Raw genomic sequence first — 2,448 nt, 5'->3', positions numbered from 1 at the left:
GTTGAACTGCTTCGTTCCACTCACTGGCGTCACCACGCGAAGGTGCGGTCGACCGCGTCCAGGATGCGGTCGAGATCGGGCAGGCACACGTCCAAGACCGCGTCCAAGGCTCCGGCCAAGGCCGCGCCCGAGCCCGCCGCCGAACCGGAGGCGCCCGCCGCCACCGCGGTGCCCGCCGTCCCTCCGGTGCCCACGGTGCCGGCCGTCCCCGTCGCGGGGACCGAGCCCGCCGCCGGACAGGTGTCGGAGACCGAGCCCGCGAGCGGCGTCGGCGTGCCCGGCGTGACGTTCCAGCCGCCCATGGTCGTGTTCCAGCCGCCGCAGCCGAAGGCCGAGCCCGCCCGTCCCAAGGACGAGCCGAAGGGCGTCGCCGAGCCCGCCGAGACCACCGAGCCCGAGGCCGAGGACGAGACCGACCACGGCCCCTCCGCCCACGACGAGGACGACGGCGACGACAGGCCCTCGCGGCGGCGCCGCCGCCGGGGCGGCCGGGGCCGCGGCCGCGGCAAGGACGGCGAAGGCGACGAGGCGGCCGACGAGGGCGCGGACGAGACCGCCGAGGCCGAGGAGCCGGCGGAGACCGCCGACGAGCGGCCCGCCAAGGGCAGGACCAGGGCCGGCCGGACCAAGGCCGGCAGGGACGCCGCCAAGGACAAGCCCGTCAAGGAGGCCCGCGCCGAGCAGGCCGAGGACGGCGCCCGCGAGGCCGCCGACGACGAGGACGACGGCGACGGGCAGGGCGGTTCGAGCCGGCGCCGCCGCAGGCGCCGCCGCCGCTCGGGCGCCGACGGCGACGGCACCGGCACCGACGACCCGCCGAACACCGTGGTGCACGTGCGCGACGCGCGCGCCGTGGAGGACGAGGTCCAGTCCGTCCGCGGCTCGACCCGGCTGGAGGCCAAGAAGCAGCGCCGCCGGGAGGGCCGCGAGCAGGGCCGCCGCCGCCCGCCGGTGATCACCGAGGCGGAGTTCCTGGCGCGCCGCGAGTCGGTCGAGCGCGTGATGGTGGTCCGGCAGGAGGGCGAGCGCACCCAGATCGCCGTCCTGGAGGACAACGTGCTCGTCGAGCACTACGTCAACCGCGCCACCCACCAGTCGTACGTGGGCAACGTCTACCTGGGCAAGGTCCAGAACGTGCTGCCCTCGATGGAGGCGGCGTTCGTCGACATCGGCAAGGGCCGCAACGCCGTCCTGTACGCCGGCGAGGTCAACTGGGACGCCTCCGGGCTGGAGGGCCAGCCGCGCCGCATCGAGTCGGCGCTGAAGTCCGGCCAGTCGGTGCTCGTGCAGGTCACCAAGGACCCGCTCGGCCACAAGGGCGCCCGGCTCACCAGCCAGGTCTCGCTGCCCGGCCGGTACCTGGTGTACGTGCCGGACGGCTCGATGACCGGCATCAGCCGCAAGCTGCCCGACAAGGAGCGCAGCCGGCTGAAGTCGATCCTGAAGAAGGTCATGCCGGAGAACGCGGGCGTGATCGTCCGCACCGCCGCGGAGGGCGCCACCGAGGAGGAGCTGGCCCGCGACGTGTCGCGGCTGGCCGCCCAGTGGGACAGCATCCAGAAGAAGGTCAAGACCGCCTCGGCGCCGTCGCTGCTGTACGGCGAGCCCGACCTGACGATCCGTGTCGTCCGCGACATCTTCAACGAGGACTTCAGCAAGCTGGTCGTCGCCGGCGCCGGCGCCTGGGACACCGTGTCGGAGTACGTCGAGTACGTCGCGCCGCACCTCGCCGACCGGGTCGAGCGCTGGACCGGCGACCAGGACGTCCTCGGCGCGTTCCGCATCGACGAGCAGATCGCCAAGGCGCTGGACCGCAAGGTCTGGCTGCCGTCCGGCGGCTCGCTGGTGATCGACCGCACCGAGGCGATGACGGTCATCGACGTCAACACCGGCAAGTTCACCGGGCAGGGCGGCAACCTCGAGGAGACCGTCACCCGCAACAACCTGGAGGCGGCCGAGGAGATCGTCCGCCAGCTCCGGCTGCGCGACATCGGCGGCATCGTCGTGATCGACTTCATCGACATGGTGCTGGAGAGCAACCGTGACCTGGTGCTCCGCCGCCTGGTGGAGTGCCTGTCGCGGGACCGTACCAAGCACCAGGTCGCCGAGGTCACCTCGCTGGGCCTGGTCCAGATGACCCGCAAGCGGGTCGGCCAGGGCCTGCTGGAGGCGTTCTCGGAGACCTGCGAGTCCTGCAACGGCCGCGGCATCCACGTCCACCTGACGCCCGTCGAGCCGAAGCAGGACAAGGCGGCCGGCAAGGAGACCGGCGGCCGGCGCCGCAAGCGCAAGGGCGAGGTCGAGAAGGCCGTCGAGGAGAAGCTCGCCCAGCACGAGGCGAAGCCCAGGGAGGCCGCCCGGCAGGCCGAGCCCGAGCCCGAGCCCGCCGCCGAGCCCGAGCCCGCGCGGGCCGAGCCGGCGCGCACGCGGGCGAGGCGGTCCGGCCCG

Annotated in this window: 1 protein-coding gene; it reads left to right on the top strand. The window is 74.0% G+C overall.

Going from position 1 to position 2,448, the window contains the following annotated elements:
- Window positions 1-63: 63 nt before the first annotated feature.
- On the top strand, window positions 64-2,448 hold a 2,385-nt coding region (locus tag E1291_RS40990; protein WP_306434512.1), incomplete at its 3' end, for an Rne/Rng family ribonuclease.

Source organism: Actinomadura roseirufa (assembly GCF_900659635.1).
GTDB classification, from domain to species: domain Bacteria; phylum Actinomycetota; class Actinomycetes; order Streptosporangiales; family Streptosporangiaceae; genus Spirillospora; species Spirillospora roseirufa.
Note: the sequence above shows the minus strand (reverse complement) of the source record. Positions and strands in the feature narration are given on the sequence as shown.